General features: G+C 67.3%; 10 protein-coding genes. 5 read left to right on the top strand and 5 right to left on the bottom strand.

What is annotated here, in order from left to right; translation table 11 throughout:
- Nucleotides 1-291: 291 nt before the first annotated feature.
- From CS1BSM3_RS01745 to CS1BSM3_RS01725, 5 genes are all read right to left on the bottom strand, one after another.
- Nucleotides 292-477: a hypothetical protein gene (locus tag CS1BSM3_RS01745; RefSeq protein ID WP_072385268.1), complete on the bottom strand. Its 186-nt coding sequence runs from the start codon at nt 475-477 to the stop codon at nt 292-294.
- Between the two features lie 51 nt (nt 478-528).
- Entirely contained in the window at nt 529-2,778 is a 2,250-nt protein-coding gene (pnp, locus tag CS1BSM3_RS01740; protein WP_083528227.1) for a polyribonucleotide nucleotidyltransferase, read from the bottom strand.
- Nucleotides 2,779-2,900: 122 nt separating this feature from the next.
- Nucleotides 2,901-3,170, bottom strand: coding sequence for a 30S ribosomal protein S15 (gene rpsO / locus CS1BSM3_RS01735; RefSeq protein WP_072385267.1), 270 nt, complete (start codon nt 3,168-3,170; stop codon nt 2,901-2,903).
- Nucleotides 3,171-3,453: 283 nt separating this feature from the next.
- Nucleotides 3,454-4,215, bottom strand: coding sequence for a thermonuclease family protein (locus CS1BSM3_RS01730; protein WP_072385266.1), 762 nt, complete (start codon nt 4,213-4,215; stop codon nt 3,454-3,456).
- A gap of 235 nt (nt 4,216-4,450) precedes the next feature.
- Entirely contained in the window at nt 4,451-5,647 is a 1,197-nt protein-coding gene (locus CS1BSM3_RS01725; protein WP_072385265.1) for a YbfB/YjiJ family MFS transporter, read from the bottom strand.
- A gap of 221 nt (nt 5,648-5,868) precedes the next feature.
- Between CS1BSM3_RS01725 and CS1BSM3_RS01720 the strand changes: the two genes are divergently transcribed.
- The 5 genes from CS1BSM3_RS01720 to CS1BSM3_RS01700 form a co-directional block, all read left to right on the top strand.
- Complete coding sequence (locus tag CS1BSM3_RS01720; protein WP_072385264.1) at nt 5,869-6,837, top strand: threonine dehydratase; 969 nt, start codon at nt 5,869-5,871, stop codon at nt 6,835-6,837.
- A 165-nt stretch (nt 6,838-7,002) separates the two neighbouring features.
- Nucleotides 7,003-8,406 (top strand): threonine synthase, encoded by a 1,404-nt coding sequence (gene thrC, locus CS1BSM3_RS01715; RefSeq protein ID WP_072385692.1) that lies wholly within the window; start codon nt 7,003-7,005, stop codon nt 8,404-8,406.
- 1 nt (nt 8,407) lies between these two features.
- Nucleotides 8,408-9,679 (top strand): M16 family metallopeptidase, encoded by a 1,272-nt coding sequence (locus CS1BSM3_RS01710; protein WP_072385691.1) that lies wholly within the window; start codon nt 8,408-8,410, stop codon nt 9,677-9,679.
- 97 nt (nt 9,680-9,776) lie between these two features.
- Nucleotides 9,777-10,364, top strand: coding sequence for a GNAT family N-acetyltransferase (locus CS1BSM3_RS01705; RefSeq protein ID WP_072385263.1), 588 nt, complete (start codon nt 9,777-9,779; stop codon nt 10,362-10,364).
- The coding region (locus CS1BSM3_RS01700) for an EAL domain-containing protein (RefSeq protein ID WP_143149042.1) at nt 10,361-13,612 on the top strand (3,252 nt) is incomplete at its 3' end. The genes CS1BSM3_RS01705 and CS1BSM3_RS01700, both read left to right, overlap by 4 nt.

Genomic DNA, 13,612 nt, shown 5'->3' with positions numbered 1-13,612 from the left:
CTCCCCGTAAGTACGGGGAGAGGGGATGATGGAGCGCTCGCCACGCGCGATGTGCTCATAAAGGCGGGTGGGTCCGGGAGGGTGTCCCTCCCGGCAGGGGTTCGGGGACTGGTCCCCGTCGCGCCGAAGGCGCGATCCACATAGCCACAGACGGGCCGCCGTCTGCATGGCCGCCGCGGGCATAGCGCGACACTGGTAGGCGACAGCACCACTTCCCAGCAGCCCGCGGCACAAAAACAAAGGCCGCGGACGTACGCCCGCGGCCTTGAACTTTCGATGCGATGACGAAGCTTACGCCTCGGCCGCAGCGGCCTTGGCGAGCGCAACGCGGCGCTGGCCGGCGAGCTTCTTCGCCTTGGTGCGCGCGCCGATGGTGTTGCCGGTGATGCCGCTCACCTTCTTGCGGGGAATGGCATGCGCATTCTTCTTGCGGCGCTTCTCCGCATTGCGCGGCGAGCGTGCTGCACGGTTCGACATGATGCTATCTCCTGACTTTCGGCGCGCTCAGGCGCCGTTCTGTTCCCAAGATCAATCCCAGTCGCGCGGCGGACGGCGCTCGCGGCCACCACCACCGCCACGGCGTTCGCCACCACGGTCGCCACGGTCACGGCGCTCGCGACGCTCACCGCCGCCTTCGCCTTCGCCACCTTCACCACCCTCACGCGGCGGCTCGGGCGGCAGCTCCTGGCCGGTCGCCTGATCGACGACGCGCATGGAGAGGCGCACCTTGCCGCGATCGTCGAAGCCGAGCAGCTTGACGTAGACCTCCTGGCCTTCCTTCACGACCTCGCCGACCGTCTGCGGGCGCCCGCGCGTGAGCTGCGAGATGTGCACGAGACCGTCCTTGGGCCCGAAGAAGTTCACGAAGGCGCCGAACTCCATGATCTTGACGATCTTGCCCTTGTAGATATGGCCGACCTCGGGCTCGGAGGTGATGCCGCGGATGCGGCGCAGCGCCGTCTCGATGGAGTCGCGGTTCGCCGAGGCGATCTGGATGGTGCCGTCGTCCTCGACATTGATCTTGGCGCCGCTCTCCGCAACGATGTCGCGGATGACCGAGCCGCCGGAGCCGATCACGTCGCGGATCTTGTCGACCGGGATCTTGATCGTCTCGATGCGCGGGGCGTGCTCGCCAAGCTCGGCGCGGGCGCCGGTCAGCGCCTTCGCCATCTCGCTGAGGATGTGAATGCGGCCCGCATGCGCCTGCTCGAGAGCAATGCGCATGATCTCCTCGGTGATGCCGGTGATCTTGATGTCCATCTGCAGCGATGTGACGCCGGCTTCGGTGCCCGCAACCTTGAAGTCCATGTCGCCGAGGTGATCCTCGTCGCCAAGGATGTCGGAGAGCACGGCGAAGTCATTGGCCTCCTTGATGAGGCCCATGGCGATGCCGGCGACCGGGCGCTTCAGCGGGACGCCGGCGTCCATGAGCGCGAGCGAGGTGCCGCACACTGTCGCCATCGAGGACGAGCCGTTCGACTCGGTGATCTCCGAGACGATGCGCATCGAGTAGGGGAATTCCTCGGGCGAGGGAAGCAGCGGATGGATCGCGCGCCAGGCGAGCTTGCCGTGGCCGATCTCGCGGCGACCGGGCGAGCCCATGCGGCCCGTCTCACCGACCGAGAAGGGCGGGAAGTTATAGTGGAGCATGAAGCGCTCTTTGCGCGTGCCCTCGAGCGCGTCGATCATCTGCTCGTCGTCGCCCGTGCCGAGTGTCGCGACGACGACGGCCTGCGTTTCACCGCGCGTGAAGAGCGCCGAGCCGTGCGTGCGCGGCAGCACATGCACTTCCGACGTGATGGGGCGCACGGTCTTGAGATCGCGGCCGTCGATGCGCTTGCCCGTGCGGATGATGTCACCGCGCACGACGTCGGCCTCGAGTGCCTTGAACACGCCGCCGAGCTTAATCTTCAGCGTGGCATCGGCATCGGCCGGCGCCATCGCCGCCATGGCCTTTTCCTTGGCCGCGTCGATGAGCGCGTAGCGCTTCTGCTTCTCGGGCGTCGCGAAGGCCGTGCGGAGATCCTCTTCGATCAGCGCCTTCATCTGCGCCTTTTCAGCGCTCGTGTCGGCCGGCTGGAAGTCCCACGGCTCCTTGGCCGCCTTCTCGGCGAGCTTGATGATCGCGTTGATCACCGACTGGAAGCCCTGCTGGCCGAAGACGACGGCATCGAGCATCTGCTTCTCGGAGAGCTCCTTTGCCTCCGACTCGACCATCATCACGGCGTCGGTCGTGCCGGCGATGACGAGGTCGAGCGCGCTCTCGCTCATCTCGTCGATCATCGGGTTCAGGACGAACTCGTTGTTGATGACGCCGACGCGGGCTGCGCCGATCGGCCCGAGGAAGGGCAGGCCCGAGAGCGTCAGCGCGGCGGAGGCCGCAACCATCGCCAGAATGTCGGGGTCGTTCTCGAGGTCATGGCTGAGAACCGTGACGACGACCTGCGTCTCGTGCTTGAAGCCCTCGACGAACAGCGGGCGGATCGGACGATCGATCAGGCGCGAGGTCAGCGTCTCTTTCTCGGTCGGGCGCCCTTCGCGCTTGAAAAAGCCGCCGGGGATCTTGCCGGCGGCGTAGAATTTCTCCTGGTAGTTCACGGTCAGCGGGAAGAAATCGATGCCGGGCTTCACGCTCTTCGCGGCAACGACGGTCGCGAGCAGGCTCGTCTCGCCGTACTGCGCATAGACCGCGGCGTCGGCCTGGCGCGCCATGCGGCCGGTCTCGAGCGTCAGCTTGCGACCGCCCCAGTCAATCTCGACCTTGTGGGTGTTGAACATATCGTACGTATCCTTCATCAACAGCTCGGGCGCCGCAGCCCCCCATGGGCGCGGCGCCTATTCGCATCTTTCGGAAAGCGGGCTCGAGCTCATATCCCGCCTCGTCTCTTTCGGATTTGTGATCAGCGACGCAGTTCGAGGCGCTCGATGATCTTCTGGTAGCGGGCCTCGTCCTTGGCGCGCACATAGTCGAGCAGACGGCGCCGCTGGCTCACCATCTTGAGCAGGCCACGGCGTGAGTGGTTGTCCTTCTTGTGCGTCTTGAAGTGATCGGCCAGACCGTTGATGCGCTCGGTCAGGATGGCAATCTGGACCTCCGGCGAGCCGGTGTCCTTGTCCTTGGTCGCGAAGCTTTTGATGACCTCTTGCTTGCGCTCGGTGGTCAGCGACATCGGGTTGTCCTTTCGCTCTGGCGACCGGCCGGGCCGGGCGCGCTTAAGTTTTTCGGATGATGACAGGCAGGGCATCTGGGTCAGATGTCGCGCCGCATCTGCGGCCACAGCCGGGATGTCGTCCAGCCGGGTCGCGCTACGGGCTGCGCCCCCTTGGGAGGGGTGCGCAAGACCGCAGCCTTATACACGAAAGCGCACGCGAGGCGAGGGGAAATTCTGCCGATTCGCGGGCCTCGGAGGGCGCCGAGCCGATGCCCGAACGGCGCGTAAAGCTTTGCCGTGTTCAATTCACGCGGACCGGGCGCCAGCCGGCCGCAAGAGCCTCGCTCTCGGTACAGAACCAGCGCTCGCCCTTCTCGGGCTCGATGCGGATCTTATCGTACCAGGGGCTCCACGGCATGTGGTAGATGCGGCCGCTGGACGTGATGTTGCCCTTGATCGGGCAGCCGCCGGGGGCGGTGTCCTTGCCGGCCATTTCCCAGCGGCCGGCGCGATGATCCCAGGCCGTGGTTGTCGGTGCCTGCCAGATGCCGAGACCGCGGGCGCGCGCCTCGGCCTCCTCGGCCACATAAGCGCGCGAATACTTCACGAAAGCCCAGGCAAATCCGCGCCGTACCATCTCGGCGTTGATGTCCGTCGGGCCGTTGAAGCAGATGCCGAGCATGCGGCCGTACCGGTCAGTGCCGTGGCTCTCGCAACGCACGCTCGCGCGGCCGATGAGCCGCTGCAACTCGACTGAAGCCGCCTGCCCGCAGCGCCACGTGCCGCCGCCGGCGCGGGCGCAGGTCTGGCCGCCTTCGGGCGCGTCGATGCCCTCGAGGCGGATGCGCGTCGCGCCGATCTCGATGGTGTCGCCGTCGATTATGCGGGGGACGCCCTGCACGGCCGGTGCGCCCTGGGGGGCGGCTCGGTAAGGCGCGGGGGCCGAGCTGGGTGTGCTGGCGAGTGTGCCGCCCAGGATGGCCGCAGGTATGGCGAGGGCAAGGGCCAGCACGGCGACGGGCAACCGTCGGGTGGCATGATAGCGGATCGTTGGACCACGCATCGCATTTCTCCTCTCGGAGGAGAAGCTCGATGATTCGCGTGGTGAGGTAGAGACTTAATCGTGGCGGCGCGCCGCTGTTCGGTCACAATGTGGTTGATAAAAAATTGAGGCGCCACAACGCGGTACATTGGCGCCTCGTCCAAGTTCGGGTCTGGACCACACGTGCAGCGGACACAAGTGGACGGCCTCAGATGTGCACGAGTTCGGAGAGCGGAACAACTTATAGTTGATTTGTTCACATCCGTTCAATCGGACGCTGTGACAAGCCTGCCACGGCACCCACAAGTAGAATGCCGGCGGAGACGCCGAGGCCCGCTGCGAGGCTGCCGGTATGGTCGGCGAGGAAGCCGGTGGCGGCAGGGCCAAAGCACTGAAGGATCGAGAAAACAAGCGTGAAAGAGGCGAAGACCTCGCCCCAGAGGACCGGGGGGAGCGATGCCTTGATGTAAGCCGTGAGCGCGCCCGGCACCATGAAGAAGCAGCCGAACAGCAGCGCCGAGGCGATCATGACCGGCAGCCCGCCGCCGACGAGCGGGAGCGCCGCGCCGATGCCGACTGTGGCCATCACCGCCGCGAAGGGGCGCCCGGCCGGCCATGCCGCGAAAGGCTTGGCCCAAATCTGGAGCGACAGGATGGTCGAGAGGCCAAGTGCGGCCCAGACGATCGCGATATCCGTGCTGCCGAGGCCCTGCTCGCGCATCCAGGCGACGATAAAGGTCATGTAGGCGAAATAGCCGAGCGCAAAGCAGCCATAGCCGAAGTAGAGCGGCGTGAGCGGCCCTTTCGCCCAGGGCGTCGGGTGGCGCACCGGGGGTGCGACGGCAACCGGCCGTGCAGCGAGCGTCGCAAGAAGGCTCATGACGAGGCACATGCCGCCGAGCAGCAGCCACGCCTCCGGCCATGCCGCATCGCCTCGGACTTCGAGCAGCCAGGGGATGGTCAGCGCGGTCACGAGCAGGCCGAGGCCGCCGCCGGCAAAGTAGATCGCAATGGCCGAGGCAGCGCGGCGCGCGTCGTGCGGAAAGACGCTCGCTGCCAGCACGCCGCCAGTGACGAACACGTAGGCCGCCGCGATCCCGGTGAGCGTTCGGACCGCCGCTATGGCCGTAAAATCGCGCACGAATGCGGTGGCAAGCACGGTGATCGCCGTCGCCCACAGCCCGATATAGAACGGCAGCTTCGGCCCGAGGCGTCTTATGCTCGCGACAGCGACGAAGGCGCCAGCCAGATAGCCCACGGCATTGATCGTATTGAGCGCGCCGGCCTGCGTGTAGCTCCAGGCGAGATCATCGCGCATGGCCGGCAGCACGAGCGCATAGGCAAAGCGCGCAAGGCTGTTGCCGACGGCCATGGCGAGCGAGAGCCCGAAGGCCGCGAGATAGCCGACGGCAGGGCTCGGCGGCCAGGTCGCGTGAGGTCGCTCGCGTTTCATGTCCACGTGCGTCGCCCTTCCCGCGCCGCGCCGATGTGCGCTCCCTTGGTCCCGCTTGTTGCCGCGGGTCGTGCTCGCAGAGACCAGACGCGGTGCGCGCGTGCAAGCGCGTTTCCCGCGGAGAAGAGCTGCAAAACCTTCCGCTGGCGCTCTTACGCTGCTAAACCCCGGCGGCAATGCGCGATGCGCCCGCCGCTCGGTGCCCTCAAGGAGACGCGCTCATGTTCACTCTTTCCGAGCTAGAGGCCGCGGCCGATGTGGTCGGCCGCCATATGCCCTCGACGCCGCAGCACAACTGGCCGCTGCTGTCCCGCCGGGCCGGCTGCGAGGTTTTCGTGAAGCACGAGAACCACTCGCCGATCGGCGCCTTCAAGGTGCGTGGCGGCATTACGTATATGGACGAGCTTCGCAGATCGGGCGCGCACATCGAGGGCGTCATCACGGCGACGCGCGGCAATCACGGTCAGTCGGTCGCGCGTGCCGCGACGGCCGTGGGCCTCAGGAGCGTGATCCTCGTGCCGCACGGCAATTCGCGCGAGAAGAATGCGGCCATGCGCGCGTTCGGTGCGGAGCTGATCGAGCACGGCGTGGATTTCGACGAGGCCAAGGACGAGGCCTTCCGCCTCGCCGGCGTGCGCAACCTGCATATCGTGCCGCCGTTCGATGCCATGCTCGTCAAAGGCGTTGCCACAGCAGGGCGCGAGATGCTGACGGCGCTTCCCGATCTCGACACGGTCTACGTGCCGATCGGCATGGGCTCGGGCGCGTGCGGCATGATCATGGCGCGCGATCTGCTCGGAGCCAAGACCGAGGTCGTTGGCGTGGTCGCGGCCAACGCGCCGTGCATTGCGCTCTCGGTTGCGGCCGGCAAGCCGATCTCGACCAACTCCGCCGCGACGTTCGCCGATGGCATGGCCTGCCGCGTGCCTGATCCGCTCGCGCTCGACGTGATCTCGCGTGGTGCGGCGCGCATCGTGACGGTCAGCGAGGACGAGATCGCGGACTCCATGCGCGCCTACTATGAGGATACGCACAACCTCGCCGAGGGCGCGGGGGCTGCGGCCTTCGCCGCACTCATGCAGGAGCGCCACAAGCTGGCCGGCAAGCGGGTCGGCGTCGTCCTCTCCGGCAGCAATGTCGACCGCGAGGTTTTTGCCGAGGTGCTGGCCGGGCGAACGCCGAAGGTTTGAGACCCCGTACCGTAAGGTTGCATGGCACCACGAATTACAGGCAAGTTTGGCCCGATATCATTGGCTTGAACCCGTGATATGTCCTTCCTGCCGGGTGGTGGCTGTGCCATCGTCGGCAGGCCTCTCCAAGCCGCCTGTGGCGGCACACTAAGTGACGGAACGATCGTGAAATACATCAGCACACGCGGCGCCGCGCCGGCGCTCGGCTTCGAGGATGTCCTGCTGACCGGGCTCGCCCGCGACGGCGGCCTGTACCTGCCCGAGAAGTGGCCCGAGCTCACGCGGGAGGAGATCGCAGGGCTCGCCGGCAAGTCCTATCAGGATGTCGCCGTCCGCATCATGAGGCCGTACGTCGGCGGCGAGATCCCCGATGCCGATCTCGCGGCGATCATCACTGATGCCTATGCCACGTTCCGTCATCGGGTCGTGACGCCGCTCGTGCAGGTCGGGCCCTCGGACTGGATCCTCGAGCTCTTCCATGGGCCGACGCTCGCCTTCAAGGACGTGGCCATGCAGGTGCTCTCGCGCCTTATGGATCGCGCGCTGAGCCGTCGCGGCCGCAATGCGACGATCGTCGGCGCGACGTCGGGCGACACGGGCGGCGCGGCCATCGAGGCCTTCCGCGGGCGCGATGCCATCGACATCTTCATGCTCTTCCCCGAGGGGCGCGTGAGCGATGTGCAGCGGCGCCAGATGACGACGCCCACAGAGGCGAACGTCCACACGATCGCCATCCAAGGCACGTTCGACGATTGCCAGAACATCGTGAAGGCGCTCTTCAACGACCTGCCGTTCCGCGACCGGCTCGGCCTCGCCGGCGTGAACTCGATCAACTGGGCGCGCCTCATGGCCCAGATCGTCTACTACTTCACGTCGGCCGTCGCGCTCGGCGCGCCTTCGCGCACGGTCAGCTACTCTGTGCCGACCGGCAACTTCGGCGACATTCTTGCGGGCTACGCGGCAAAGCGCATGGGCCTTCCGATCGACCGCCTCGTCATCGCGACGAACGTCAATGACATTCTGACCCGTATGCTGGAGACGGGCCGCTACGAGAGCCGCGAGGTTGCTGCAACCTTCAGCCCGAGCATGGACATCCAGATCTCATCGAACTTCGAGCGTTTGTTGTTCGAATTGACGGGGCGCCATGCCGAGCGCGTCAACAGCCTCATGCGCGATCTCACGACACGCGGCGGCTTCGCGCTGACACAAGGTGAGCACGGCCAGCTCAAGGAGGGCTTCGACGCCGAGCGCACGGACGAAGCTGCGACGCTCGCCACGATCCGCGATCTCGAGGCCGCAACCGGCTATCTCGCGGATCCCCACACGGCTGTCGCAGTCTCGGCGGCGCAGCGTGTTGCGCGCCGGCCGGACGTGCCGATAATCACGCTCTCGACGGCGCATCCCGCAAAGTTCCCCGATGCCATCCGCCGCGCCGTCGGGCATGTGCCGCCCGAGCCCGAGACGGTCACGCGCCAGCGCACGCTGCCCGAGCGCGTGACGGTGCTCCCCAATGACGTGGCGGCCGTGGCCCAGTTCGTCAGCAGCCGTGCGCGTGCAGGACGCGGGTGACATGCATCTCAACGAGACGCGCCTCCCGAACGGCCTGACCATCATCTCCGACCACATGCCGCATGTGGAGACGGTGGCGCTCGGCGTGTGGGTCGCGACCGGCGCCCGCCACGAGGCGGCGAGCGAGACCGGCATCTCCCACTTCATCGAGCACATGGCCTTCAAGGGCACGGCGCGCCGCAAAGCGCGCGAGATCGTCGAGGAGATCGAGGAGGTCGGCGGCGACCTCAATGCCGCGACCAGCCTCGACACGACGGCCTTCTACGCGCGCCTGCTCAAGAGCGACCTTCCCGTCGCGCTCGAGATCCTTGCCGACATCATGCTCAACCCGACCTACCCGGGTGAGGAGCTCGAGCGGGAACGGAACGTGATTCTCCAGGAGATCGCGGCGACCCGCGACAGCCCCGAGGAGATCGTGCTGGATCTGCTCCAGGATGCCGCTTATCCGCGCCAGCCGCTCGGCCGGCCGATTCTCGGCACGGCACGGACCGTCGGCCGCTTCAGCGCCGAGGACATGCACCGCTTCCGTGAGGCCCGCTATCACGCTGGCGGCATGGTGCTTTCCGCCGCAGGGAACATCGATCACGCAGCCCTTGTGCGCCATGCTGAAGCCCTATTCGGGGGGCTTCGTGGTGGCAAGCGAGTCGTGCCCAAGCCGGCGAAGTACGCGGGCGGGGTGCGCCTGTCGTCGCGCCGCTTCGAGCAGGCCCATGTCGTCATGGGCTATCAGAGTCCTTCCTTCCGGGAGCCGGATTTCTATGCCGCGCAGGTCTTCTCAGGGCTCTTCGGCGGGGGCATGTCATCACGGCTCTTCCAGGAAGTGCGCGAGAAGCGCGGCCTCTGCTACGCGATCTATTCGAGCGCCTGGGGCCTCGGCGACACGGGGATGTTCAACATTCACGCTGCGACCGGGCACGACACGATGAGCACGCTGATCGACGTTGTCACGGCCGAGTTCGATAAGGCGGCTACAACTTTGCCTGAGGCAGGTGAGGTCCGCCGCGCCAAGGCCCAGCTCAAGGCCGGGTTGCTCATGAGCCTCGAGAGCCCGGTTGCGCGCGCCGAGCAGATGGCGCGCCAGATGCTCGCCCTCGGCCGCCTCATGCCGACCGCCGAGCTGATCGAGAAGGTGGATGCGGTCGACGCCGAGCAGGTGCGCCGGCTTGCCGAGCGGGTTGTCGCAGGATCGAAGCTCTCGTTCGCGCTGGCGGGTGCCGGCAAGGCAGGGCGCAGCATCGTGGACAACGTTGAACAGCGGGCGGTGCGCCATTGATCGGGCTCGCGGGACTGGGGCAGCATCGGACGTCGCAGCGGTGTGATGCCGGTGCGCTATCGTTGGTCGCTGCCTCTGACGTGAAGGGAGGGCGGGCATGGCATTCCTGAGACCGTCCTTCATCGAGGAGGCGAGCGCTTTCATCCGCGGCGATGGCCTGTGGCTTCGCCCGCCCGCAATGTCCGACTTTGAGCAGTGGGCGCATGTCCGGCGCATCAGCCGCGACCATCTCGTGCCCTTCGAGCCGCAGTGGGCGACCGATGAGCTGAGCCGCGCGGCGTTCCGCGAGCGCGTGCGGCTCTATCAGCGCAATCGCCGCGACGGCCTTGGCTATGCCTTCTTCATTTTCCGCGACGCCGATCGCCATCTGATCGGCGCCATCACGTTCTCCAATGTCCGTCGCGGCATCACGCAGGCCGCCTCGCTCGGCTACTGGATCGGCCAGCCGTACGTTCGACAGGGCAACATGCGCCGCGCGCTTGCAGCCGTGCTGCCCTTCGCCTTCGAGGATCTGCGCCTCCATCGCCTCGAGGCTGCGTGCCTGCCGCACAACTTCGGCTCGCAACGCGTGCTCGAGGCGAACGGCTTCGTCCGCGAAGGGCTCGCGCGCCGTTATCTGCGCATCAACGGCCAGTGGCAGGATCATGTTCTCTTCGGACTGATCGAGGAGGACTGGCACGCATGATCGTGGGGGGAGTGCGCAGGGGGGGCGGTTCTGCTGGACGTGAAGCCGGTGGGCGCGCCGCCGTGCGCAGTGTCCTCTCCCTGCTCGCCTTGCTCCTCGGCGCGCTTCTCGGTCTTGCTGCCGGCGCGTCGGGCGCGCGCGCGCTCGAGCCCATCGAGGTTGCCGAAGACGCGGACCGTATCGATATCACCAGCCACGGCGAGCTCTACGAGGGCCGCGGCGACAGCATCCAGGCCGAAACGGCGCCGGATGCGACCGGCGGCACCTTCCGCATGAACGTCCGCGCGACGACGCCCGGCACGAACCCGAGCTGGATCGTCTTCTCGCTGCGCAACCCGACGAACAAGACCATCGAGCGCTGGCTGACCGCCAACCGCTATTCGACGACGCGCTCCGGCGTGATCTGGCCCGATCTCGATGCGCGCCGCATCGAGGCCGTCACGCAGTCCGAGGGCTTCGTGCCCGAGCGCATCAGGAACGACAGCGCCGACATCTTCCGCATCAGCATCGAGCCGGGCCGCACCGTCACCTTCGTCGTCGAGCTCGCCTCCGAGCGCGTCGCGCCGCTGCAACTGTGGAAGCCGCTCGCCTTCGAGCAGCGTCACCGCGATCGCCAGCTCTTCAACGGCATCCTGCTCGGTTTCACGGGCCTTCTCGCGATCTTCCTGACGGCCGTCTTCGCGGCCAACCACAAGATGATCTTCCCGAGCGCTGCGCTCGTCGCGTGGTGCGTGCTGGCGCTCCTTTGCGTGGACTTCGGATTCTGGCCGCGACTATTTCCCATGCGGCCCGAGGACAATGCTCAATATCGCGCGGTGGCGGAGGCCGCGGTCGCGGCAAGCCTTGTCATATTCCTGTTCACGTTCCTGCGCGGGAACCTATGGAACAGCTTCCTCAGGATGCTCTTCCTGATCTGGATCGGCGGCCAGCTCATCATCGTGGCGACCGCCGTCCTCGATCCGCGCCTTGCCGCGACCGTCGCGCGCCTCTCGCTCGGTGCGATCGGCACGGTCGGCGGTCTCGTCATTCTCTACTTCTGCCTGCGCGGGCTCGATCGCGCGCTGGCGATCGCTCCGACGTGGATCCTGCTGCTCGTCTGGCTCTTCGGCGCAGCGGCGACGCTGACCGGGCGCCTCTCGGGCGAGGTTGCAATCTCGGGGCTGCTGGCAGGTCTCGTGCTCATCACGCTGCTGGTCGGCTTCACCGTCACGCAGTTCGCCTTCCGCGTCACCGAGCCCGCCTTCGCGAACAGTCCATCCGACCGACAACTCCGCGCGACCGCCATCGAGATGGCGAGCGTCGGCGTGTGGGAGTGGAATGCGCGCCGCGACGAAATCAAGATGGACCCGCTCATCGAGGCGACGCTCGGGCTCCGGTCCGGCGATCTCTCGGGCAAGGTGGACGATCTCCTGAGCTACCTCCATCAGGCCGACCGCGAGCGCCTGCTGCTGCTCTTCCAGGGCATCAAGGACAAGTCCGGCGGCGCGGTGAACCTCGACTTCCGCATTCGCCATGCCGACAGCACCTATCGCTGGTTCGAGCTCGAAGGCGCCGCGGTGCCGACGGCCGATCGCCGCTCGCTGCGCTGCGTCGGCCTCATTCGCGACGTCACGGATTCGCGCCGCGCGCGCGAGCGCCTGCTGCACGATGCCGTCCACGACAGCCTTACGGGCCAGCCCAATCGCGAGCTGTTCATCGACCGTCTCGAGATGGCCCTGGCGCGCGGGCGCAGCGATCCGGGCCTGCGGCCCACGGTGCTCCTCCTCGATCTCGACAAGTTCAAGAGCGTGAACAGCGCGTTCGGCCTCGTCGTCGGCGACAGCCTGCTGCTCACGGTCGCCCGTCGCCTGCAGCGCACGCTCAATACGAGCGACACGCTCGCGCGCATCGGCGGCGACCAGTTCGCGATCCTCATTCCTGCCCAGCACGACCCGCGCGAGCTCGCCATGCTCGCCGAGCGCCTGCGCCGCTCGCTGCGCTCGCCGATCAAGATCGCGAGCCAGGAGATCATCCTCACGGGCTCGATCGGCATTGCCACCGCGGACGAGAGCCAGGCGGACGCCCGCGAGCTTCTGCGCGAAGCCGAGACGGCCATGTACCGGGCAAAGCGCGCCGGCACCGACCGCATCGAGATCTTCACGCCGCAGATGCGCGGCGAGAAGGACGAGCGCATTGCCATCGAGAGCGATCTGCGCCGCGCCATCGACCAGGGCCGGCTCACGGTGCTCTATCAGCCGATCGTCGCGCTCTCGAACGAGAGCCTCGTCGGCTTCGAGGCGCTCGTGCGCTGGGAGCATCCGCGCTACGGCCAGTTGAGCCCCTCCGAGTTCATCCCCATTGCCGAGGAGACCGACCTCGTCGCCAAGCTCGGCTCGTACGTGCTCTCGCGGGCGATCAGCGAGGTCGCGCGCTGGCAGGCCGCACTGCCGCGCGCCGAGCAGCCGCTGTTCGTCAGCGTGAATGTCTCGAGCCGCCAGCTCCTCAAGACCGACATCGTGCCGGAGATCCGCCACCTGCTCGGGCGCAATGTCGTGCCGCGCGGCTCGCTCCGGATCGAGATCACCGAGTCGCTCGTCATGGAAAACCCGGAGCGCGCGACGCACGTGCTCGAGCTCCTCAAGAGTGCCGGCGCCGATCTCGCGCTCGACGATTTCGGCACGGGCTACTCGTCGCTCGCCTACCTTCAGCGTTTTCCGTTCGACACGCTCAAGATCGACAAGGCGCTCGTGCAGTCGGGGACGGAGAGCGACGCGGGAGGCGCGATCGTGCGCGCCATCGTGCTGCTCGCGCACGAGCTCGGCCACAAGGTGGTGGCCGAAGGTGTCGAGGCGCCCGAGGATGCGGCCTTCCTGCGCGCGCTCGGCTGCGAGTATGCGCAGGGTTTCCACTACGGCCAGCCGATGTCGGATCGCGATGCGCTCCAGCTCATCCGTCTCGTCGCCAAGTCCGAGAAGAAGATGGGCCGCCGCGCCATGAAGATGGGTGCGCAGCGCCAGCCGGCTGCTGCGAACGGTGCCACGAATGGCAAGGAGCCACCGGCTCCAGCTCCCGCACAGCCGCCGCCCGTGGCAGCGCGCGCCGATCGTCCGCCGCCCGTTGCCGCGCCCGGTCCGCGCAATGGCCCGGCAGGGCCGGAGACCAAGCGTCCACGACGGACCGGTGCGCCGGCGCCGGCGACCAACGGTGCGGTGCCGCCTGCCATGCCGCCGGGCCCGCGCACCATGCCGCCCGCACCGCCACCCGTGCAC

It is taken from the genome of Hyphomicrobium sp. CS1BSMeth3 (assembly GCF_900117415.1).
Taxonomy (GTDB): domain Bacteria; phylum Pseudomonadota; class Alphaproteobacteria; order Rhizobiales; family Hyphomicrobiaceae.
The sequence above is the reverse complement of the archived record's forward strand: the minus strand, read 5'-3'. Positions and strand labels throughout refer to the sequence as shown.

Excerpts from the sequence above, each read along its gene's own strand:
- CS1BSM3_RS01730 (WP_072385266.1), bottom strand. The coding sequence starts at position 4,215 with ATGCGTGGTCCAACGATCCGCTATCATGCCACCCGACGGTTGCCCGTC.
- CS1BSM3_RS01710 (WP_072385691.1), top strand. The coding sequence starts at position 8,408 with ATGCATCTCAACGAGACGCGCCTCCCGAACGGCCTGACCATCATCTCC.
- CS1BSM3_RS01705 (WP_072385263.1), top strand. The coding sequence starts at position 9,777 with ATGGCATTCCTGAGACCGTCCTTCATCGAGGAGGCGAGCGCTTTCATC.
- rpsO (WP_072385267.1), bottom strand. The coding sequence starts at position 3,170 with ATGTCGCTGACCACCGAGCGCAAGCAAGAGGTCATCAAAAGCTTCGCG.
- pnp (WP_083528227.1), bottom strand. The coding sequence starts at position 2,778 with ATGTTCAACACCCACAAGGTCGAGATTGACTGGGGCGGTCGCAAGCTG.
- CS1BSM3_RS01745 (WP_072385268.1), bottom strand. The coding sequence starts at position 477 with ATGTCGAACCGTGCAGCACGCTCGCCGCGCAATGCGGAGAAGCGCCGC.
- CS1BSM3_RS01720 (WP_072385264.1), top strand. The coding sequence starts at position 5,869 with ATGTTCACTCTTTCCGAGCTAGAGGCCGCGGCCGATGTGGTCGGCCGC.
- CS1BSM3_RS01725 (WP_072385265.1), bottom strand. The coding sequence starts at position 5,647 with ATGAAACGCGAGCGACCTCACGCGACCTGGCCGCCGAGCCCTGCCGTC.